At 47.1% G+C, this 22,345-nt stretch carries 16 protein-coding genes; 10 read left to right on the forward strand and 6 right to left on the reverse strand.

What is annotated here, in order from left to right:
* The first annotated feature begins 12 nt into the window (after positions 1-12).
* Complete coding sequence (gene htpG, locus ACMUEV_RS15510; RefSeq protein WP_190652878.1) at positions 13-2,001, forward strand: molecular chaperone HtpG; 1,989 nt, start codon at positions 13-15, stop codon at positions 1,999-2,001.
* A 149-nt stretch (positions 2,002-2,150) separates the two neighbouring features.
* Positions 2,151-2,285, forward strand: a complete 135-nt coding sequence (locus tag ACMUEV_RS15515; RefSeq protein ID WP_017288235.1) for a hypothetical protein — start codon at positions 2,151-2,153, stop codon at positions 2,283-2,285.
* Positions 2,286-2,354: 69 nt separating this feature from the next.
* Here the strand turns inward: ACMUEV_RS15515 and ACMUEV_RS15520 are convergent, their stop codons facing one another.
* Positions 2,355-2,819, reverse strand: coding sequence for a DoxX family protein (locus ACMUEV_RS15520; protein ID WP_017288234.1), 465 nt, complete (start codon positions 2,817-2,819; stop codon positions 2,355-2,357).
* 191 nt (positions 2,820-3,010) lie between these two features.
* Here ACMUEV_RS15520 and ACMUEV_RS15525 point away from each other — a divergent pair, with 191 nt between their 5' ends.
* From ACMUEV_RS15525 to ACMUEV_RS15545, 5 genes are all read left to right on the forward strand, one after another.
* Positions 3,011-3,361: a DUF1257 domain-containing protein gene (locus ACMUEV_RS15525; RefSeq protein WP_017288233.1), complete on the forward strand. Its 351-nt coding sequence runs from the start codon at positions 3,011-3,013 to the stop codon at positions 3,359-3,361.
* 129 nt (positions 3,362-3,490) lie between these two features.
* Positions 3,491-4,309, forward strand: coding sequence for an endonuclease/exonuclease/phosphatase family protein (locus ACMUEV_RS15530; RefSeq protein WP_190652877.1), 819 nt, complete (start codon positions 3,491-3,493; stop codon positions 4,307-4,309).
* A 10-nt stretch (positions 4,310-4,319) separates the two neighbouring features.
* Positions 4,320-5,762, forward strand: coding sequence for a cardiolipin synthase (gene cls / locus ACMUEV_RS15535; protein WP_190652876.1), 1,443 nt, complete (start codon positions 4,320-4,322; stop codon positions 5,760-5,762).
* 377 nt (positions 5,763-6,139) lie between these two features.
* The gene (locus ACMUEV_RS15540; protein ID WP_190652875.1) at positions 6,140-8,461 is read left to right on the forward strand and encodes a hypothetical protein; all 2,322 of its coding nucleotides are present in this window, start codon (positions 6,140-6,142) and stop codon (positions 8,459-8,461) included.
* Positions 8,462-8,516: 55 nt separating this feature from the next.
* Positions 8,517-9,698: a hypothetical protein gene (locus ACMUEV_RS15545; RefSeq protein ID WP_190652874.1), complete on the forward strand. Its 1,182-nt coding sequence runs from the start codon at positions 8,517-8,519 to the stop codon at positions 9,696-9,698.
* A gap of 119 nt (positions 9,699-9,817) precedes the next feature.
* Here ACMUEV_RS15545 and ACMUEV_RS15550 read toward each other — a convergent pair whose 3' ends face one another.
* A complete protein-coding gene (locus ACMUEV_RS15550) occupies positions 9,818-11,230 on the reverse strand; it encodes a GTP-binding protein (protein ID WP_190652873.1) in 1,413 nt (470 codons plus the stop codon).
* Between the two features lie 69 nt (positions 11,231-11,299).
* On the opposite strand from ACMUEV_RS15550, the gene ACMUEV_RS15555 reads away from it, so the two are divergent.
* Positions 11,300-11,680, forward strand: a complete 381-nt coding sequence (locus ACMUEV_RS15555; protein ID WP_190652872.1) for a hypothetical protein — start codon at positions 11,300-11,302, stop codon at positions 11,678-11,680.
* A 96-nt stretch (positions 11,681-11,776) separates the two neighbouring features.
* Here the strand turns inward: ACMUEV_RS15555 and ACMUEV_RS15560 are convergent, their stop codons facing one another.
* The 3 genes from ACMUEV_RS15560 to ACMUEV_RS15570 all read right to left on the reverse strand — a co-directional run bounded on the left by ACMUEV_RS15560 (position 11,777) and on the right by ACMUEV_RS15570 (position 17,284).
* A complete protein-coding gene (locus ACMUEV_RS15560) occupies positions 11,777-14,434 on the reverse strand; it encodes an NACHT domain-containing protein (RefSeq protein WP_190652871.1) in 2,658 nt (885 codons plus the stop codon).
* 160 nt (positions 14,435-14,594) lie between these two features.
* Positions 14,595-15,311: a Uma2 family endonuclease gene (locus ACMUEV_RS15565; protein ID WP_199329676.1), complete on the reverse strand. Its 717-nt coding sequence runs from the start codon at positions 15,309-15,311 to the stop codon at positions 14,595-14,597.
* An 11-nt stretch (positions 15,312-15,322) separates the two neighbouring features.
* Positions 15,323-17,284 (reverse strand): FAD-dependent oxidoreductase, encoded by a 1,962-nt coding sequence (locus ACMUEV_RS15570; RefSeq protein WP_242044710.1) that lies wholly within the window; start codon positions 17,282-17,284, stop codon positions 15,323-15,325.
* Positions 17,285-17,360: 76 nt separating this feature from the next.
* Between ACMUEV_RS15570 and ACMUEV_RS15575 the strand changes: the two genes are divergently transcribed.
* A complete protein-coding gene (locus tag ACMUEV_RS15575; protein WP_190652870.1) occupies positions 17,361-18,191 on the forward strand; it encodes a FecR domain-containing protein in 831 nt (276 codons plus the stop codon).
* Positions 18,172-20,394 (forward strand): CHASE2 domain-containing protein, encoded by a 2,223-nt coding sequence (locus ACMUEV_RS15580; protein ID WP_190652869.1) that lies wholly within the window; start codon positions 18,172-18,174, stop codon positions 20,392-20,394. The genes ACMUEV_RS15575 and ACMUEV_RS15580 overlap by 20 nt, the downstream gene beginning before the upstream one ends.
* 79 nt (positions 20,395-20,473) lie before the next feature.
* Here ACMUEV_RS15580 and ACMUEV_RS15585 read toward each other — a convergent pair whose 3' ends face one another.
* Complete coding sequence (locus tag ACMUEV_RS15585) at positions 20,474-22,060, reverse strand: NAD(P)H-quinone oxidoreductase subunit N (RefSeq protein WP_017288220.1); 1,587 nt, start codon at positions 22,058-22,060, stop codon at positions 20,474-20,476.
* Positions 22,061-22,345 lie beyond the last annotated feature (285 nt).

Genomic DNA, 22,345 nt, shown 5'->3' on the forward strand with positions numbered 1-22,345 from the left:
CTCCTTAAGCCTATGACCACCATCCTAGAGCAGGGGAATATCTCAATTCATACTGAGAATATTTTCCCGATTATCAAAAAATGGCTGTATTCAGACCATGAGATCTTCTTGCGTGAACTAGTTTCAAACGCGGTCGATGCGCTGCAAAAACTGAGCATGGTGTCTCGCTCTGGTGAGTTTTCAGGCGAACTAGGCGAGTCGGAAATTGTCATTACGATCGACAAAGCAAACAAAACCCTCGCCATCTCGGATACCGGCATTGGGATGACGGCAGACGAGATTAAAAAATATATCAACCAAGTCGCATTCTCTAGCGCAGAAGAGTTTGTGCAAAAGTACCAGGCAAGCAGCGATCAGCAAATCATTGGTCACTTTGGTCTGGGATTCTATTCGTCCTTCATGGTGGCGAAGCAGGTTGAAATTGATACCCTGTCTTACAAAGAAGGTTCACAAGCGGTCAATTGGATCTGTGATGGTTCGACTGAGTTCAAATTGTCGGCATCTGAGCGATCGACTCGTGGGACAACGGTAAAACTTCACCTCCAAGAAGAAGAACTAGAATACTTAGAGCCTTACAGAATTCGCCAACTGATCAAGACGTACTGCGATTTCTTGCCCTTCCCGATTAAGCTAGAAACCCTAGCATCTGAAGGACAGGAAGCAACTGCGCCAGAGCAAATTAACCGCCAAAAAGCACCTTGGAAAGAGTCACCTAGCAATCTCACCAAGGAAGATTATCTAGAGTTTTATCGCTACCTCTATCCGTTCCAAGATGAGCCGCTGTTGTGGGTGCATTTGAATACGGATTATCCCTTTGTCGTCAACGGCATTCTCTACTTCCCCAAACTCAAACCCGATGTCGATGTCAGCAAGGGGCAGATCAAACTCTTCTGCAATCAAGTTTTCGTCAGCGACAACTGCGAAGAAGTTGTCCCACGATTCTTACTCCCACTGCAAGGGGTGATCGATAGCGTTGATATTCCATTGAACGTTTCGCGGAGCTTCTTACAAAGCGATCGCACCGTCCGCCGGATTGCAGATTACATCGCGAAGAAAGTCGGCGATCGCTTAAAAGAACTCTACCGAGACGATCGAGAAGCTTATATCCGAAGCTGGCAAGACCTCGGAACCTTTGTAAAATTCGGATCGCTGAACGATGACAAATTCAAAAAGCAAGTCGAAGATATTTTGATCTATCGCACGACTGCGGATTTGAGCAAGCCGAAGGTTGAAGTCGAAACTTCAGAAGGCGATGTCTGGCAAGAGGCAAGTAATACGATCGACGGCAAGACTTACACCACCTTGCAAGAATACCTGGAACGCAACAAAGAGCGTCATGAGAATCGAGTCTTCTACTGCACCGATGAAGTGACTCAAGCAACGTATGTGCAGTTGCATACGAGCCAAGGTTTAGAAGTGTTGTTCATGGATTCATTCATCGACAGCCACTTCGTCAGCTTCTTAGAACGAGAGTACTCCCATATCAAGTTCTCACGAGTCGATGCCGAACTCGATGACACACTGATCGACAAAGACAAAGCAGAAGACATCGTTGACCCCAATACCAATCAAACTCGGGGAGAACAGATCAAAGACCTGTTCCTCAAGGCATTAGGCAAGCCAAAATTGACGATTCGCACCGAGGCACTCAAAGGCGATAATGCTGCACCTCCGGCGATCGTCTTACTGCCTGAACAACTGCGTAGAATGCAGGAAATGAATGCACTCTTGCAGCAACAAGCGATGCAGTTTCCAGAAGAGCATATTCTGCTCGTCAATACAGCGCATCCAATGATTCAAAACTTAATGAATTTGAGTCAAGGCGCAATTGTTACCGGATCTGCTGCTTCTCCGTCGGCTGAGCTTGCCGATATGATTTGTCATCATGTCTATGACTTAGCCCTGATGGCGCAGAAGGGCTTTGATGCCGATGGGATGAAAGCCTTTGTTGAGCGATCGAACCAGGTGCTCACGAAATTGACCGAACGCGCCTTAAATTAGCCTTAAATTGCCCGCGCTACCACTCACGGCAGCGCGGGCAGCTTGCAAAGAATTGTGAATTGTAAACAAATATTTCAATAAATCAGTCTTTTGATGAAACTTCAGGCGTGGTTCGCTACGCTCTTAGATAGATAAGGAGGATTAACAAAATGACCACTGTGCCAGACAGCATTAGCTTGGTTGATTTATCAAGATTGTGGATTCAGAAAGCACTCGAAGAGATTGCTGCACAAAACGAAACCGATCAACCGGAATGCGTTGAGCAAGAAACAGAAGAGGAATAAAGTTTTGACTACGAAAGCAATGGTCTAGATCATATGATCTAGACCATTATTTTGTGATTTTTTACAGTATTACTGCTTGTTAAAGATTTTTACTAAGAAATGGTCGATCGAGAGATTTCCACCTCCCCCTGCTGCTAGAGCCAGATAGCAAAGCGAATAAACCGAAGCCGTTTCTAACGGGGGAATCTGAAACCCGCTATCCTTCAGGTGAAAGTAAACCGCGATCAGCATGGTGAAGAGTAGAGACAATGCGCTGAATCGAGTCAGCAACCCAGCGATTAAGAAAATAGAAGCGACGATTTCGGTATAAGCCGCTAAGTAAGTAAAAAAGGTTGGAAACGGTAATCCAATCACATTAATCACATGTTCAATAAAGCCTGGCACATCGGCTAATTTACTAAACCCGTTGTGAATCATTAATGACCCAACCACAACGCGAACTACAAGCCAAGCTGCTTGGAAGATTGGATTTGGGCTGAGGTCAGATTGCAGAATCGTTGAAATGAGCGATCGCTGAGAAGGGGCAACAGTCATTTTTTTCTCCAAAATGCGCTTTGAATCTTATGGAAACTGTAATTGAAATTGTTACATAACTCAATTTAACTACTCATTTTCTACGGAAAGCCTGACCTAAGATGAGAAATGCAGCCTTTGGATAGACGGTCGCAGCTAAGGGTGCTTGCTACCGTAGATGCAATTACTCATTTAAAGCAAGGTATATAGCTATGTCGCACTTTAGTACACTCCGCAGCAAGATTACGGATGCAGAATTGCTCAAGTCTTCTTTGCGCGATTTGGGTTTCACAGTTGAAACAAATGCAGAAGTCCGAGGCATGGGATGTCAGCGTGTTCATGCAGACATCGTTGCAGTCTTGGATGGCAGCTACGATATCGGTTGGATTCATAATGAAGATGGAACGTTTAGCATTGTGGCAGATCTTTGGGGTGTCGCCAGAAAGCATAACCTTGCAGAATTGATGACTTCAGTGAATCAGAAGTACGCAGTGCAGCAAACGTTGAATCAGGTGAAGCGTCCTGGATTACAAAATGCCAATGTGCAAGTGATGGTACGGTAAGGCGTGCTAGCCAAATCGTCTAGACCTCCGAGTTTCCCGTAAGCTTGGAGGTCTAGTGATGCAGAAAACCACGATCGTTTGAAAAGTATCTTAAGATAGGGTTCAAATGGTTGCATCTGGAATCAAATCATGGCGAAGTTAGGTTCTGAAATATTTACAACTCCCTTCAAAACGCTACTTCCGCCTTACCGATTTATTCCGACGGACGAAACGATTCTGCATCGACCGCACCAGCCCTCTCCGCTCAATGAGAAAGCCATTCGGGTGTTGAATTGGAATATTGCGAAAAATAATCACGATCGCAGTTGGCAAAAAGATTTTGATTGGATCGTCGATCGCTATCAGCCGGATCTAATTTTTCTTCAAGAAGTTCAGCTTTGCACCGAACTCAAGCATTTTGAACTCGCTGAACTCGGTTGGAGCTTTGCGCCGAATTTTATTGATACGTATCGAAATATCTATGCAGGCGTTTTGACGGCTTCTCGTGCCTCTTGTGTGACTCGTAAGGCAGTGATCACAGAACATGCTGAACCCGTTTCTAATACGCCTAAAGTGTCCTTAGTGACTGAGCACCCTTTTGCACAAGGAACCCTACTGACGATCAATTCGCACTTAATTAATTTTGTTGAGCTAGATAAATTCAAAACGCAATTAGTTGAATTAGAAACTGCGATCGCAGCTCACGATGGAGCGATCATCTTTTCAGGGGATTTTAATACGTGGAATCGATCGCGCTGGCAATTATTAGATAAGATGACGCGCAGGCTAGGGCTATCACGAGCGAAATTTTCAGAAGCAGATACACAAAACATCAAACGATTTTTAATGTCTCCTCCGTTAGATCACATTTTCTACCGAGGGCTGCATCAGAATTATTTACAGGCGCGGGTGCTCGATCAGATTCAGTCGTCTGATCATAAGCCGATGCTGGTCGAGTTCCATTTGTAAACCAAAATCTATGCTGGGCGTTGGCAGTTCGGTTCAGATTTTTAGCATTCTCACGATCGTCGTACACCTATTGGGAATTGTGAATGCGGCTCATGCGGTGATGAATGTACGATCGTCGCGCGGGGCAGTCGCTTGGAGCATCTCACTGCTGACGATTCCGTGGCTTGCGATTCCGTTGTATTGGATTTTGGGACGGAATCGGTTTTATGGTTATGCAGAGGCGTTGCAAGCGGCATACATTGAGCATAATGCTCAGGCGAAAGAAGCCTATCAAGAAATTCTAGAATGCAAAGCAGAATTACCTCCAGAGTTTTCTCCTTTGCAAGAGCTAGCAGACTCATTAACCACCATTCCATTTACAACGGGGAATTTTGCTGAATTGCTGGTGAATGGGAAAGAAACATTTACAGCAATGCTAACGGCAATACAAAATGCAACAGACTATATCCTGATTCAAACTTATACCTTAGACGATGATCAGATTGGGAATGAATTCTGTAAAGCATTGATTCATAAATCAATGCAAGGTGTGCGAGTTTACTTGCTTTATGACGGAATTGGCACGCGAGGATTAGCACGATCGTATCTGCGATCGCTGCGGCAAGCAGGCGTTCGAGTTAATACATTTAAGAGTACGAAAGGACGCGGAAATCGCTGGCAAATCAACTTTAGAAATCATCGCAAAATTCTGATTGTGGATGGTGCGATCGGGTTTGTGGGTGGACTGAATATTGCAGATGAATATTTAGGATATAAACCGCCGCTGAGTCCTTGGCGAGATACGCATGTGAGAGTGCAAGGAACCTCTGTGAAATGCTTACAAGGCAGCTTCTTAGGCGATTGGTTTTGGGCAACTCGCAGGCTTCCGCAAGTTCAGTGGAATGTTGATCCAAAACCAGAATTTGATCAAGTGGCATTGGTTTTGCCCACGGGACCTGCTGATCAGGTTCCGGCTTGTACGTTGTTTTTTGTCAATGCCATTAATCAAGCAAAGCAACGGCTCTGGATTGCAAGTCCTTACTTTGTGCCAGATGATTCGATCGCGACGGCTCTCAAACTTGCAGCCATTCGGGGAGTCGATGTGCGAATCTTACTACCTAATCGTCCTGATCATTACATGGTCTACTTTTGTGCATTTTCTTACTACATGGAAATGCAGACGGCTGGCGTGAGAATTTACCGCTATCAGCCTGGATTTATGCATCAAAAAGTAATTTTGATTGATGATGCGATCGCGGGAGTCGGAACTGTGAATTTAGATAATCGATCGTTTCAATTGAATTTTGAAGTGACGTTATTTGTAATTCATCAGGCATTTGTGGAAGCAGTTGAAGCAATGTTGCAGGATGATTTACAGCTTTGTTATTTAGTAACCCCTTCGGATTATCAGCAACAATCCCTGTGGCTGAAGTTGGTTGCACGGATTGCACGACTGTTTGCGCCAATTTTATAGATTGATTCGGCGTTGGTGCATGAATAGCAAAAGCGACTATTTCGGGGGTGAAGGAAGCCGAGATTACGATTCAACTCGATAGCTATCAGGTTTGGCAATCTCGATCATGCGGATGCGATCCTGACAAACTTTCGGTTTTTTCAAAAAATTTTCAGTCTCCTTGCATATGTTCTGACTTTCCATCGTGTAACTCATCACAAGCTTAAATGCTTGACACACGTTACACAACGCAGGAAACACAATCATGCACATTGACCGCGCGTTTTTATTTCAATCATTCCTAGGTCGATTAGGCGCAAAGGGCAACGAACAACAATTCGCTTGATCGACTCGGACAATCTTTCAGTACAACCCAATCAACACCTTAGAGGTGAACTATGCGATGGCTCATCAATGGGAGCATCGGATTTTTGGTGTGGTTGAGTTGGGGAATTCCAGCCTGTTTTGCAAACTCAGAAGTTCAATCCGTGCCCAACTTAATAACACAGATGAACTCACAAGCCTCTCCTCAACCTTCATCTCCCCTGAAACGACTTTCCCAACCACTCAAACCTGAACAATTTTCTAGCAAGCCAACTGTACTTACAGTCCGTTCAACTGAAGAAATACGGCTCAAGCTAGCTCATCTTCCTACAACAAACGAAGGTACACTGTCCGTTTTTCTAAATCAAGTTGATGTCACATCTCAAGTTGCCATTACGGGCAATGAGCTGGTTTATCGATCGCGATTATTGCCCCTCACACCTGGTGAGCACACTCTCACTGTCTATATGGTTAAGAGTGCAGAACAGTGGATCGTTTTAGAGACTTTTGTACTCAAAGTAGATCCAACCACAGCACAAACGCCTCAATCGTCGAATCAATCATCTTCTACCCCGCAACCTGTAACACCGAATTCCGATCCATCCCGCCCCGCCAATTCATCGCCTGAAACACCAAAAACTCCAGAACAACCCACATCTGAGACTCCAAAGCCTACTACTACCCGCGCCGAAGATCTCAAATTCACTCCGAAGCTGAACGTCAACTTCAAATCTCAAGTCGCTGAAGCCCGCACGCCGGATGCAGGCAGATCGGAGCGTCCAACTTTTGCTGATTTGGCGTTGACAGGTGGATTCGCCGCTCAGTATCAGAGAGATAACTTTAATGTTCAAGCGAACTTTAATCTCGCAGGTAGCACCAATCTGCAAGAGGCATTGCGCTTTAACACCTTAAAAGAAGCTGCACCCCAAATCGATTTGAGTGATTACTTGCTCGATGTGAAAGTGGGAAATGCACAGGTTTCTGTTGGACATCAATGTTATGGAAATCATCCCTTTCTCTTAGACAATCTCTGCTCGCGTGGCTTAAGCAGTAAGATTCAAATCAGTAAGCGGGTCAATTTGTCGATCGCTCATATCAGCACCACGAGTGTAGTGGGCTTTGACAATTTCTTAGGCATAGAGCACCAAAACAATACCCTGACAGCCGCAACGCTCGGTATGCAACTTCTCGATAATCCCGCAGGCGGAGTTCGATTAGAAACGACCTTTATGCGGGGGTCTCGTCAACCGATCGAGAACTTTAATGTTGGTGAAGTAGTCGATGCAGAAAAAAGCCAAGGATTCGGGGTGCGATTGCTTGGCACAGATCCCTCTGGTCGGCTGAAACTTGATGCAGGCTATGTCCGCAGTCGCTTTACAAATCCGACGGCTGATCCACAATTGGTTGATAATCTAACTGTGGCGAGAGTGCAGCCTGTGACCCGCAGTGCTTGGTTTGTTGAGACAAGCTATGATTTGCTCAAAAATGTCAAACTGGATGCCACTCGCACCCTAGATTTGTCATTTAACTTTCGGCATGAGCGGCTTGATCCACAGTTTGGCACAGTCGGAGCAAGTGTGACGGTTGATCAACTCCGAACTCGCTTCGGGGTCAATGCTGCGATCGCAGGAGCCACCATTCAATTTCAAACCGATCAGTCCGAAGACAATCTAGCAAATATCGCGACTATTCTAAAAACCAAAACTCAAAACCGTTCTCTAACTATCAATGCGCCCTTACAAACGATCTTAAACAGCAGCAATCAGTTATTACCAACCTTAACTTACAGCTTTCAACGCACTCATCAGTTTGGAGCAAATCAGCCAGTTGAGGCTCTATCTGGGTTTGATGCCTCGGAAATTCCTGATCAACTCACAACAAGCCATAAATTTGGGACAGCTTGGTCGATCGACAATTTCAGCCTTAGCTATCAATACTCGAATACTTTTCAAGACAATCGCCAACCTACGCGAGAGTTGGCAGACTTTAGCACGATGAATCACCAAGTCTCGATCGCTTGGCAAGTGAATCCACGATTGAATCTTGCCTTGGGCTACAATTTCACAAGCGCAAAAAGCTTTGAGCAAGGCATTACTCGCTTTACGAGTAGCCCAACGCTTAGTATCAGTTGGGTGATGTTTCCGAATTTAACGCTCGCATTCAATTACAACCGTACCGATGAGACAGATTCGCTGAATCAAAAAATCACACGCGCTACGAATTTGGAAGCCTTACTCACTTGGCAATTTCAGATGCATAGCTTGGGTCGAGAGATTCCAGCAAGTGCATTTATCCGTTATGGGACACAATCTACGATCGCACATGACCCTCTATTCAATGTGGATACGAATGCCACGATTCAAACGGTCAGTGCAGGCTTAAATTTTAGTTTTTAATAATGGAATCGGTGGAGAGGTAATGAAACTAAAACTGAAATTATTGAGCATACTCATGGGTTCAGCTATCTTTGGATTGTTGATGAGGATGCCCACTGCCGAAGCCGTGACCGTCAGCCCGAAAGGGGTGAATGTTCGTACCTTCGGAGCAACCACGGTGTTTCTCACGTTTGTGGGGCTAAACGATCAAACCCCAGCGGAAGGACTTTGGTGCGGTGCGATTAATGCCGATCAATCTTGTGTGCCTGGGACAATCTTCGGTCAGCTTCCAGCCCGTAGTAATCGCTCCCGACTCAGCGGATCGAACAACTATACCGATATCATGACCATTCCGCCTTCGGTCGCTCGACGAGCCTATCAAGACGCGATTCGAGGGAATTCGTCGCAGTTTTTCTATGTCCGACGGTTTGTGAGCAGGACGGGCGCTCCGGATGAATTTGTTGCTGTCACTTGCCGACTTGCAGGAGGCGGGGCACGGGTTCCGCTCGCGCTAACTGAGGTGCGCTTAGCATTTGAAGATGGTCAGCCAGTGCCAGCGATCGCGACTGGAGAAACTTTGCCCCGATTTGGGGCTGAAATCTCCTACAACGGCACTGGACGACTAAAAGGACGATGGGAAGTTGTGTTACCAGGTGATCCTCTGCCGAGTGAGCGAGATCGGCTTACCGAAGCAACGCTGCCGATCGAAGAACGTCCCTTGCAACGTCGCTATATGACCCTTCAGCGCTTTGATGTGTTTGTTCCACCCACAGGACGAATGTTTATCCCAGGGCCTAGTCCAAATACCTTACCCAAAGGTTCTACCGGGCTGCATTTCATTTTGCTGAGAATTGAGGCGACAGACGATCGTGAAGGCAATTCAGATACGGGGATTGGAGTTGTAAATTCTGGCGGAGTTGCTGGATTTCCCCTGCCAGTGCTCCGCTACTTCGTAACCAACGATAAGCGCCCATTGAACTTAGTACAGCCAAACGATGGAGCGAGACTATCGGTTCAACAATCAATTCAATTTAAATGGCAGGGAGTGGATGGAGCATATAGTTACAAGCTAGAGGTTAGACAGGGTGAGGTTGTGGTACTCTCTGCTCTGCTAGGAGCAAATCAAATGAGCTATACTGCTCCACCTTGGTTGAAGGAGAAAATACAGCAGCGGTTACAGTGGAAAGTGCAAGCACTGAAGGAAGATGGGACTACGATCGTAGAATCAACCGCGAATGAATTCCAGATTCAGCCTTGAAATGCGCTTAGAAGCGATCGACTTTTGTTGCTTTTGCTATTCATCCAACAAAGCCGATTGATTCAGAATTTCTCAAATCACAACAGCCAATTCTTAACCTATTCGCCTCAGTGTTCGAGCTAAAGCAATTCCTGACGCAATCGATAAATAATCGTCTTCGCATCTACCTGATCGAGAATTTCTCGAATCACAGTATTTGCTCCCTGCGCTCCCCAAGTACAGCCATTTTCTAAATAAATCTGCGCCGCTCGTCCCACAGAATACGAGCCATATCCAGCAATGCCAGCCTGCACGATCGCAGTTCCCGCCAAAGCCGAAAAGCCAGCACTGCCATCGACTCCAGTTGCCAAAGCCGCTGCACTTTTTCCCATTCCTAGTAAAATTCCACTACCAATTTCACCGAGCAGCAAACTTCCTGAACTCACCCAAATCGTGTTTAGCAGTTTCCCTGCTTCATGGCGCGTCATCGGCAATCCATACAAATTCGCCAACGCTTGAATCATAGCCAGATCGGATGCCACTCCACCGATCAGATCAAGAAATGCGATCGGGTTCAACGCAATCGCGATCGCTTTATAGCGCGTAAATTTCCAAATCAAAGCCTCCGCTTCCACGTCTCGCAACTCCATGACTTTCGTTGCAATCTCAGTTTCAGCGGTTCTCGCCTGAGTCAAAGCATTCAAAGCTAACAGCGATCGACCTTCTCGATTCAGAATCGTTAAAATCTTCGCTTTTAATTCTTCAATCTGCGGCGGGGGCGATTCCCACTCGTAGCTGACCCGACCATCCGGATATTCTACCCGCATTTGTAACGGCGCAGGTTCAGCCGCAACCATGACAATTTCATCAGAAGTCAACAGATGCTCTAAGCGATCGCTACTATTGCTGCGAATGCCTAAATTTTGCAAATTTCGATAGATCTCTTCTCGTGATTGATCCGGATACAGATCAACTTTGTTAAATACTAAAATCAATGGCTTTTGAGCCTGCCGCAAATCACAAAGCGCCTTGTATTCTGTCCGAGTGATATCGCCAGAAATTACAAATAAAATTAAATCCGCCTGCCGAGCCACGGTCTGCGCCATGTCGGCTCGCGCCTGTCCATCAATCTCATCTAATCCTGGCGTATCAATCAATTCAATCTGAATCTTGCTGGAAGACTCCGGCACGATCGCTTGATCTTCCGCCACAAATCCGCCGCTCGGCGACCAGGTGACGAGCCTCGGCTGTTGAGTCACGCCATTCAACGGGCCTGTCTCAAAAATTTTCTCGCCAATCAGCGCGTTCAAAATCGCCGATTTACCGCGACTGACTAAGCCAAACACAGCAATTCTCAGCACAAAGCGATCAAGCTTACTTAAATTCGTCGAAATTGTCTCAAGCTCAGCCTTGAGCGCGGTTTGTAGAGCGGGATTTTTAGTCGATCGTAAAAACTGGGAATAATTCGTCAGCGCCTGACGCAAACTTGCCCGCGCTCGATTGAGGTGGGTTTCTTGAGGATTCGGACGCGATTTAGAAGAGGCTTGACTCAAAACAAATTAGACCAACGGCATCTAAAATCTATTCTCATCCAAATTTGTAAAAATCGGGTCTAGAAGTTTATGGAAGCATGGCAATTAGAAGCAATCCGCAAGCTTGAATCAGAGTACGGAACCGTTCCGCCTCCTTGGGTTGTCTTCAATGAGCATCCGTATAGTCTCTGCTGGCGGATGGGCGGTGGAGAAGCACATATTGAGGTGTGGTCAGATTGGTGGGAAGAAAAAGATTACTCTGAAGCTGAGAAGATTGAATACTTTCGCCCGTGGAAACCACCTGCTAGCTGGCTAGAATGGATGATTGACGCGATTTGGGAGCCTGCTGATACGGATGAAGAGGAAATTGCAAATTTTGCACGAGCAGAGGCGCTTGGGTTTGGTAGTAAGGCAGAGTTCGATCGAGCAATCAGCGATCCAAAATGGCTAGAGTCAGACGAAGTTTTTTAGATCGAGAGAGCGAAACTGACCGAGTTCTTCAAACTGCTTCCAAGGGAGCTTATCTTATCAGTTCTCAACTCTTACTCGCACAATCCGAATGCCTTCCTATGCGTGTAGATTGCTGGCTTGGCGCTCATCTACTAATACACAAAATCTGTAAACTCTAAGGACTTTATCTCGCTGTTGAGCAGCATCTTGACTTCGGTTTTCATATTCCACACGCTTCGATGTCTTAGACCAGATTCTCCGCTGTTTCTGAGCAGCTTTTTCATAAATTTCTGCTATTAGATTCCACAGAGCGGCAATTAATAATACTGAAGGTCGAATCTTCTCACTTGATGAAGTTGTCCAAAGATCTCGACTGTACAGAGAAGTGCGGGCGAGGGCGCGGGTGAGGGCGCGGGCGAGGTCGAGGGCGCGGTCGAGGTCGAGGGCGCGGGCGAGGGCGCGGGCGAGGTCGAGGTCGAGGGCGCGGGCGCGGGCGAGGTCGAGGGCGCGGTCGAGGTCGAGGTCGAGGTCGAGGTCGAGGTCGAGGTCGAGGGCGCGGGCGAGGTCGAGAGCATTACGCAGGTGTTTCGACCAGTCCTCCCACTGCTGAAAAGCAATCCCTACTACTACTTTCACATCTCCACGCTTGCACCAGTAGCCAACATTCTGGAAATTGATCTGGTGAGTTTCCACTTCATCTGCTGTCGGTAATCGGTATTGTGCAGTATCACGTGCTGCAAGCCATTGACAAAATTCTTCTGCATCACTTGCCCGCACTCCGACAATCGGTTTTGCACTATCCCCCTGAGGAAATCGAAATGCTGTCCAGTGATCCGGTTGGCGATTCTCTCCCTGACTACGCTTCTCGTCAATGAAAAGCTGATACTCGGCACATGTAATCAACCCATCATCAATATCAGTTGTCTCATCAATCCGGGTCAAGCGATTCAATCGACGCGCTAGTTTGACTTCCGCTGCTAGCTTAAACAAATCCGCATCCTGTGATTCTAATCCTTGTTCAAGCTGCGCTTCTAATGCTTGCCGCACTTCAGGTCGAACACTCAAACCTTCCTCAACGCAATCGTAAGCCAGAGTCAATGCAGGAATGCTTGGACTTTGCAACGCAACTTCAACTAAGCTCGTCGCATCAGTCTGTGCCGCATACAAACGAATTGTCTCATCCCACCAAGCATCTCCCATCTTCTCTGCTAAGAATGTTGCTTGGCTTAAGCGAGATAGTTCTGCCGCTGCAAGATATTCCTGAAAACTTTTATGAGCAAACTCATAAACTCCTGATTTCTGCTCTACCAGCAATCCCGATGTATTTTCGATCTGCTTCAGAAATTCCGTCACATCTGCCTGTTGCCCTGCAATTTCCCGAAGCCTAGGCTGGATCTCTTGCTCTGCAAACTCAAGCGTCACTTCACGATTTGACCTCACCATCAATCCCAGCGCCAACCCCTGCAATACTGCTTTTTTCTGCTTCGCACTCAGCGTATCTGCAATTCCCTTCGCATCCTGTCTGCGCCCCAACAGCACATCACAAATCTCTTCATAAAGCTCCACCCTTCGCCCTGGCAATGCCCCTCGAAAACAATGAACAGTTGCAATCATCGTCAGCAAGAGTGGATTTAATGCCATTGCTGCGAGGGGTGGCGCATCTTGAATCCGCTTAATCAGATCTCCTGCCTGCTGCTTGGCTCGGTTTCGCACACCCGCATCATCTTTCCCCAATCGGCTCATGATTTCGTGCTGCAAATACCAGTTATTCACAAACTGCCGCATCTCTTGCAAGCTAAAAGGCTGAACTTCTAGCACTGTCCCGACCTGATTCAATGGTGCAGTCCGATATCCAAACGGTCGAGAAGTCAAAATAAACGCCGACTTCGGATAGGCTTTCATCTGCTGATCTACCCAGCGACTAACTCTCTGCCGTTGAGTCTCCTCTGCCACCTCATCTAATCCATCTAGCATGACCAAGCATCGACCTCGATCGAGGTTTTGTTGAAACCAGCCTCTCGGATTCAGGCTTTGAATCGACTCCTGCTGTTCGATCAAGGCTGCCAAATTCGGCGGATGCTCACTAGAAACCACTTCCCGCACATCTCGCAGATATAACAATATCGGAATTAGTCGAGGCGCTTTCCGATTCTGCCGCTTCTGTGTGTTGCTCGCATAGGTTAACGTCAAAGATTCCAGCAGGGTACTTTTTCCCGCTCCTGGAGGTGCTATCACTACTATGCGTCGAAAGGCAGGCCGATGCTTCAGTTCTGCCAAAAAATCCCAGATTTTCAGCCCTTGATTAGTCTGGCGAGCTTGCAGCATTCCGGCTGTCACTCGATCGAGACTTTCCGGTGCAACTCGCAATGGCACAAATACTTTCTCTAGATCTAGGGTAAAAGCGCCTTTCGTTTTTAGTCCCTGCGTCCGAAAATCCCGACAGGAAAAGATTAGACTCTCATAGTACCGACCCTGAAACTGAGCGGTGATCTTCCACCATTGCCGCTGCACCCACCCCGCAAAATTATTTGCTAACCACTCAAACAATTTATCTAAATGCGGCGATAGCTTATCAAAGAATCGCAACACGATCGCAATCACCCCTGCCGCGATTGCAAGAACGATCGCTTGTGTCCATTGTTGCTCCTTTGCAAAGTGAACAGCTAATCCCGCTAAAAGTCCTGGCACACCCCAACTCAGCGCCAGCTCTCCTGCTTTCTGCTGGATCTGTTCGAGAAAGGTTTGCTCTTTTGGGGGCTGAGGGTTATTTGACATAAAAGGAAGCGGATTATTCTTTATGAGTATAAGCAATTCACATTCTCATCCATAAAAAAATGGGATAACGTCGATCGACGTTATCCCACAGGTTTTCCTAGATGTCATTGAGCAAGTTGAACCTGCGCTGTTTTAGGTATTCGGGTAGGTTGCGCTAGTTTTACAGAAAAACCTGAAACGCCAAAGTAAATCCTGGGACGACATCTTCTCCACTCAAGGTAGCTGATTCGGGGTATTGCGTCACCGAACCATCTGCGCGATAGACAAAAGCCGTTTTGTTTTTACAATCGATCAGCCAACCTAAGCGCACGCCGTTTTCGATATATTCCTGCATTTTTGCTTTTAATTCTGTGAGTGAATCGCTTATCGATCGAATCTCAATCACAAAATCAGGTGCGACAGCAATAAATTGATCTTCTTGTTGTCGCCAATTTTGGGGCAATCGATCTTTTGCAACAAACGCAGCATCGGGAGATCTTACCGCAGTGTTTGATAAGCGAAAGCCAGTCGTCGGCCCAAAAACTTCACCTAAATCATTTCGCTCAACATAAACTAAAAGATACGCACCAGCTTTTGCTTCTCGATTTCCTGAAAGTCCGCCCATTGGAGGCATTGTCACCACACTCCCGTCTGCATTCCGCTCGAATCGCAGTTCAGGATTTTTGGAACTCATTTGCATCAGTTCTTCGTCGGTAATCTCAATGAATGCAGGATGTACCATGAGCCTGTCCAGAATGCGACGGTATTCCTGAACTATAGCAGAGAAATTATTCGGAGTTCGATCGCTGAAATGCAAGTGAATTTTATCGATCGGCTTTCCGAGTTGAAGGATTTGTGAAAATGCACAATCGCTGAATCTTTCAGTGCGATCGCACATTTTCAACCTCCCTACTTCCAGTTCTGCCAATTGGTATTCAGAATTGTCGTACCCGGAAAAGCAGTCGGATTGTTATTCTCATTCAGTCGCTTTTGCAATTTCTCCAAGTTCGGACTTGGATTGGGTAAATTCTCCACCAATTGATACGGAGCAATTCCCGTTTCGAGCGAGAATGCTGCCGTCGTTCCCGCTGCCGCACCCGCAGACCATTCGATCGAATGCACTCGATACGCCGATGCCGCAATATGACTCATCGCAATGCTTTTCCCAGTCACAATCAAATTATCGATCTTCTGGGGAATCATTGCTCGGAGTGGAATCTGAAATGGAAACGTTTCGCCTGCACCTTGTCGCTCTCCAGGACGCTCCTGATTTCCAGGTTTTTCAGGTGGGGATTCAACCATACAAGGATGAAAATCGAGCGGATAATGTCCAATCCCAACACTATCAGGATAGATGTGCGATCGACCTCTTGATTTCACCGTTTTCGGATCAATCTGTCCTCGAATCACTGCAATCGTCCGCAATCCAGCGATCGAGACTGACAAATTCCGAAACGTCTCAGGATCAAGATTTTCAGTGTAAAAGCGATCGCTGAAATCTTTGCGCGATACCGTTACTTCATCCATGAAGAAGCCGTTCGGATAGCCATAAGACGGTCGTCCAACAATTCGACGCGCTTCTCGCATGTAAGGATACTTTGACAATCCGTGCACAGTTCCCATCGGCGAATCCAATCCCGTCAAGTAACGCAGATTCGGGACAGGCTTCTTAATCGGTTGTTTCGCATCCGTTGTGCCGGAATGGAACCAGTGAAAAAAGCCGATCGCTTGTTCTTCACCACCCTGCAATCCACTGACCCGAAACCCGCCCATCCAGTCTGCAAGCTGTCCAGTCGATTGCAATTGCTCACGCGACAGCAAATAGTTATCTAAACTCGTTCCAGGCGCATAGTCATTGCCCCAGTTCCAATTCTGCATGGAAATATCACCCGGATTGACCACGCGACTTCCCGCTTTTGGATCGACACTCCGAATTCGACGATAAGTAAAAACTAGCTCAGGAGCTTCCGCATAGCGCTGATCGTTAAAGCTATAAGACTGAGCATAGCGAGGGTAGAAATCAGGAGGCGTCACAGATTGAGGAGTTGCCGTCGCTTCCATTGCAAAGGTGTAAGTATAGCCCTGGGGGCAGTAGGCATAATCCGTTTCGCTCGATGACGAAGGATTGCGATACGATCGCGCATCCAGTCCTAACCGATAAGGAACATCCGTCAGGGCAACTAGCTCTCCCGTCTCGGTCGCATCTAGTACGTACCAGCGACCCGATTTTGGTGGAACGAAGCGAATGATTTTTTTCTGAAACAGTTGCGAATTTTGTTCGGTATAGCTATCGAGAATTGTTTGAGACAGAGGATAGGTATTGAGAGGCGGAGCATTCGGAGCAGGACTGTGTTGAATCGCACGAATCGATCGAATTTCAGAGCCTTCGATACTCAGAGATTTTGCAACGGTATTTGGGAAAAAGTAGAGTTTTCCTTTGCCTTCTTTTTCTGCTTCTTTTAGCAGCGATCGTAGAACTTCATCGCCTTCTTTGGGCATAAAGCACACCAAGCTCACCCAACAGGCACCTGGATTTTTGCCTTGATTTTCCGCCAAAATGCGCTTGCGAAATTCAGCGTAACCGCGTGGAAAAAGTAATCGCGATCGCTGAGTCTGTTTCTCATCTAAAGCGGAAGTTCCCTGTGACGAGACTTGTCCGCCGATCCAGTCGGTAATTTCGGTCATGCAGACTGTTCGTCCCGCTTTCAACGCTTCGTAGCTCGCTGCCACTCCTGCCAGTCCTCCACCGACGATCGCGACTTCGCAATTTACTTCTTGATCGATCGAGCGTGAAGTCGCAGCCTCTACTCGGAACATTGAAAATAGTGCGATGACACTCGCTCCAATTCCCAAGCGTAAGAATAATTTCATAATCTAAAGCTTTTCAGATGTAATTTTAACTGAACTAAGCTAGGCGACATTTACAAAATATGCAAGAATCTTTTTCATGAAATTCATCCTTTTTCCTTGCATTTTCTCTACTCTCTTAACTCCAACCATCGCTACCGCCCAACCTGTGAATGTGCGGGTTGAGCGATGGTTAGCCATTCAGCAAATTTCAGGAACCGTTAACTACAATCGTGCGTCTGCAACTAGGACGGCAAGAGTAGGCGATCGCTTAGAAACCGTTGGCGATGGGGTTACGACCGGCACTCGATCAGCAGCTTCGCTCCTATTCGATACGGGAGTGGGTGTGCTTAATATGCTAGAGAACACAAATTTGAGAGTTCGGCGCATGGACAGAACTGCGGATGATGGACGCATTACCCATTTAGATGTGACTCGGGGACAAGTTCGCCTCAAGTTGCGGCGATTTACTAGTCCCAACTCCGAAGTAGAAATTCAGACTCCTGCAGGTATCAGTGGGGTTCGAGGAACAGACTTTGGCGTAGTTGTACAGCCCGACGGCAAGACTGGGGTTGCAACACTTGAAGGCGCGGTGATGACTTCAGCACAAGGCTCAGAAGTCTCCGTTCCTGCTGGCTTTCAGAATTTCACGATTCCAGGAGAGCCTCCTTCTGCGGCAGTTCCGCTTCGCGATGATCCGAGTTTGAAAGCGAACTTTGTGAAAACGATAGATCGAGGAATTCGTAAGATTCAACTGGTTGGTCAAGTTGATCCTGTCAATGTCGTCACCGTTGATGGACAGCCCCAATCGACCGATCGCAATGGACAGTTTACGACCGCTGAAGTTTTTGCGCGCTCATTTTTGCGGATCAATGTAACGGTGACTACTCCATTGGGAAAAACTCAATCCTATGAACTGGCGCTCCGATGAGGTGAGATGGCGTTTTCTTCCAGGTGCGATCGCCACCATTCTGATGGCAAGCTTGTTTCATCTCGGTCTACTCAGCCCCCTCGAACAGATTGGATATTCGACGCTATTTCAATTGCGAGGAGAACGAAAATGGGACGATCGCTTAGTTTTAATCAAAATTGATGAGCCAAGCATCAAACAATTCGGACAATTTCCTTGGAAAAGAAGCCGTTATGCTGATTTGCTCGATCGTCTCACTCAAGCTGATGCGAGCATCATCGCGTTCGATCTTTTATTTTCAGAGTCGAGTCCGGATGATGCCGCCTTTGCTCAAGCGATGCTGCAATCGAAGCGAGTCGTACTCGCTCAAGCCGAAGATGAGTCTGGACAGCCGCTCTTGCCGATTCCAGAACTGAGAGATGCTGCCGTCGCAAGTGGTCATATTCGCATCTGGGCAGATACCGATGGCATGACCCGAACGATTCAACCCCAAATCAATGGGACTTTAGCATTTGGAATTGCGACAGTCATGTCGTATTCGATGATGCAAGCCGCGATCGCGATGCCTGATCTCAGTCACCCGATTTGGCTCAATTGGGTAGGACGCGCTGATCAGATCCAACAATATTCCTTCGCAAGCGTCGTCCAAGGCGATGTTCCAGATTCAGCCTTTCGAGACAAAATCGTGATCGTGGGAATGACGGCGACTGGAACGGATGCGGCTCCTACTCCGTTCAATCGCTATCCGCTTGCCAGTGGAGTCCATTTGCAAGCCACTTTGATCGATAACGTTCTGCAAGGCAATCCGGTACACTCGATGCGTCATCCGGTGATTACGCTCTTAATTTTTGCGATCGGCGGAGTTGGATTTAGCATTCTCTTAAGCTTTTACCGAACTGGCATACAGGTGGCGATCGCAGGTTTTGCGATCGCGGGTTGGATTGGGGGCAGTGTCACCGCACTGCAAGCGAATTACTTACTGCCCGTTGCGCTACCGATTGGGTTAGTGGTCAGTAGTACCATTGCGACTGCCTTGATCGAGCGATCGCGCATGAATGCTGCTCTCAGACAGCAAGTTGATCAACTTCAGCAACGCTATCAGACGACAGTTGTGACTCGTCCCGTTCCCGAAGCGACTTCTATTCGTGAGATTACTCAACTCACGACGCTAGCCGACCAACTGGGACAAGCACAATTGACTCAACAGGCAATCACACATAGTTTAGCGATCGGGCTAATTGCAGCCGATTTAAGGGGGCAAGTTTGGTTTTGTAATGAGATCGCGACTTCGCTGCTCCATGTCGAGATTGATCAAGCACTCGAAGCGATTTTGGTTCCAGAATGGCTGTGTTTGGAGCAGTGGCAGCAAGTTTTAGAGCAGCCACATACTGTTTTCGTCGAAAAGTTTTATCAGCAAAAGTGGTTTCGTTTACAAGTTGAACCGCTGAGTGTGCAGACCGATGGTGTTTTAGTCTCGCTAGAAGACATCACCATTCGCAAAGCGATCGAACTCAATCTAGGCGATCAAATTCAAGAACTCAATCAACTCAGTGAACTGAAAGATGAATTTTTGAGCACAGTCTCTCACGAGTTGCGCACCCCGCTCACGAATATGAAAATGGCAATTCAATTGCTCAAGATCGCGAGCACTGAAACCCAGAAAGAGCATTATCTGCAAATTTTAGAAAACGAATGTAATCGAGAATCAGATTTAGTCAATGGTTTATTAGATTTGCAGCGAATCGAGTCTGGGCAGCAGCCCTTGCAATCCACATCGATCGAACTTCAAACCTGGCTACCGACGCTGCTAGAGCCGTTTTATCGGCGCACAGAAACCCGACAGCAAGAGTTCAGTGTGATTATTGATCCTAGTCTTCCGATATTGAATTGCGATCGAGCTGCTGTAGAAAGAGTTCTCGTTGAATTGATCAATAACGCCTGCAAATACACACCTCCAAATGAACAGATTGTTGTCAGCGCGGAGTGGATTGCACCCTGGATTGAATTTCGAGTCGAGAATTCTGGCATTGAGATTCCTGATGAAGCGATCGATAAAATCTTCGAGCGATTTTATCGGGTTCCCAATGCTGATCCTTGGAAACAGGGCGGGTCAGGCTTAGGGCTGGCATTAGTGAGATGCTTAGTTGAATCGTTGCAAGGCAAGATCGAACTAAAGTCTGAACCGAATTGGACAATTTTTATTGTCAGATTTAAAAGCGAGTGAAGCCGAGATTCAAAGCAGTCATAAAAAATCGCCTGATCAGTGTGTCGATCAGGCGAACCGCGTTAAATCACAAGTCGGTCTAACTGTGAATTTCCGGTTGTGGCAATTCAGCGGTTTTCTGCTCAACTCCCTGCGCGATCGGGCGTGTTTTGGTCAACGCCTGCTGCAACATTGGTGTTTTGGTAACTGAATCATTTGCCAACGTAAACAGCGGATTCGAGAGAATTCCAGCGATCGACGTTGCCACCAAAGTCAGAATCAATCCAACCTGCAACGGACGCAATCCAGGCAGATTCCAAGCGATCGGCGGATAATTCTTCACCGCTTCTGACATTTCTTGTGGCTCTTTGACGACCATCATCTTCACCACTCGAATGTAGTAGTAAATCGAGATGACACTGGTGACCAAGCCCAAAATCACCAGCGGATAAGCTCCGGCCTGCCAACCTGCCCAGAACAAGTACAACTTCCCAAAGAAGCCAGCTAAGGGTGGAATCCCACCGAGCGACAGCAGACAGATGCTCAACGCCAAGGTCAAGAGCGGATCTTTCTGATACAAGCCCGAGTACTCACTGATCTGGTCTGTGCCCGTGCGGAGCGAGAACAGAATGATGCAAGTAAACGCACCCAAGTTCATGAACAGATAAATCATCAAGTAGAAGATCATGCTGGCGTATCCGGCATCCGAGCCGATCACTAACCCGATCATCACAAATCCAGCTTGACCGATCGACGAATATGCTAACAGTCGTTTCATACTCGTCTGTGCCAGGGCAACGACGTTTCCAAGCACCATACTCAGAATCGCGAGCGTCGTCATCACCAAATGCCACTGCTCGGTCACTTGAGGGAATGCAGTGACTAATAACCGAATCGCCAACGCAAATCCAGCCGCCTTCGATCCAACCGATAGAAAAGCAACAACGGGCGTGGGCGATCCTTCATATACGTCAGGCGTCCATTGGTGGAATGGAACTGCCGCAATTTTGAATGCGATCCCCGCGATCGCAAATACCAACGCAATCACTAACCCAATCGAGTTATCCAATCCAGCGAGTGAAATCTTTTCCGCGATCGTCGATAATTTTGTTTCGCCGCCGGACAATCCATACAGCAGCGACGCGCCGTATAGGAAAATCGCCGAACTCGACGCACCAATTAATAAATATTTCAGCGCAGCTTCATTCGATCGCGGATCGCGCTTTGTATACCCCGTCAGCAAATAAGACGCGATACTGAGCGTTTCCAACGAAACATAAACTGCCACAAATTCATCCGACCCAGCCAGAAACATACCGCCCACCGTTGCGGTCAGCAGAATTGTAATAAACTCTGCCAGAGCCGTTCCAGACTGCTCGACATAGCGAACGGACATCAGAATCGTCACTGCCGCCGAAAGTGCGACAATTCCCCGAAACACGATACTGAGGGCATCGCTATTAAATTCGCCAATAAATCCGATCGGGTTCGGACTATCCCAGAGGGTAAACAGCGCACCTGTCGCCGTCAATAAGCCACCCACCGCGACATAGGGTGTCCATTTTGCGGAATTTTGTCGTCCCACAATGAGATCACCCACCATCACAGTGAGTAACGTTACGATCACAATCAGTTCTGGCAGGATCGTTCCGGCATTCAGTTGAGCCGCAAGAGAAGCAAAATCCATAGCACGGAGTCCGTATGAGCAGGAATTAACAAAAATTTATGCTAGTCGCACTTTTATTTGAAGCAAACGAATACTTCACCTGTTAGGGATTTTAACGTGGGATGCAACTTGGTTTTCGTCAAATCCGAGTTCTTTGCCCAAAGCCGCAATTGGGATCACGAGATCCATCTATCAACTTTGGTCTATATTGATCGTGCAACCCTCTGAAGAAAGACTTAATCCATCAGAAAAGATGGACGATTGCGAACGAATAGTCTACAGTCTAAAACTTAGGTGTTTGCTCCC

Source organism: Leptolyngbya sp. FACHB-1624 (assembly GCF_047649235.1).
GTDB lineage: Bacteria > Cyanobacteriota > Cyanobacteriia > Leptolyngbyales > Leptolyngbyaceae > Leptolyngbya > Leptolyngbya boryana.